Raw genomic sequence first — 686 nt, forward strand, 5'->3', positions numbered from 1 at the left:
CGGCCCCGGTCCCCGCCCCTGTCTCTTCCAACGTGCCGCGCAAGGCCGCCCCCGCCCCGCCAACAGCGCCGGCTGACCATCCGGCCCGCGCCTGTGGCGATGTGCCGGCGCTGCTCGCCCTGCTCGGCCGCTTTCCCGATGCCCGCACCCGCCCGCCGTTGCTGTTCGACGGCGCGCTGGAAAGCCGTGTCTGGGTGCTGATCGATCGGCCCGACAGTGATCCTGCCCACCGCGAGACCATTGATCGCATGCTGGCCGCCATCGATCTCGACTGGAGCCGCGCCGCCCTGGTGTCGCGCCTGCCGTGGCCGACGCCAGGGGATGGTGAGCCCACCGCCGCTGCCCTCGCCCGTTTCGCCCCGGTGGTGGAGCGGCTGGCCGAGCTGGCGCCGCCCACCCATGTGCTGGCGCTGGGCCAAGTCGCTGCCGATCTGGCCGGCAACCAGGCGCGGCTCGGCAGCAGCAGGGGCCGCTGGTTCGAATGGCGCGGCGCCCAACTGATGCCGTCGATCCACCCGCGCGCCATGGGCGGCAACAAGGAATTGAAGCGCCTCGCCTTCGAGCATCTCAAGCTGTTCCGGGCCGCCATCGGATGAGGCGCCGGGCCGCCCTGTTGGCGCTGCTGCTCGCCGCGCCCGCCGCCGCCATCACCGTGCCAGCAGCGCTGCAGCCGCCAGTGCCGCCCA

The 686-nt window shown here is 73.6% G+C and carries 1 protein-coding gene; it reads left to right on the forward strand.

Annotated features, from left to right (window positions below):
• The coding region (locus GJ693_RS16465) for a uracil-DNA glycosylase family protein (RefSeq protein ID WP_207789978.1) at positions 1-596 on the forward strand (596 nt) is incomplete at its 5' end.
• Between the last annotated feature and the right edge of the window lie 90 nt (positions 597-686).

Source organism: Sandarakinorhabdus oryzae, from assembly GCF_009733735.1.
GTDB classification, from domain to species: Bacteria; Pseudomonadota; Alphaproteobacteria; order Sphingomonadales; family Sphingomonadaceae; genus Sandarakinorhabdus; species Sandarakinorhabdus oryzae.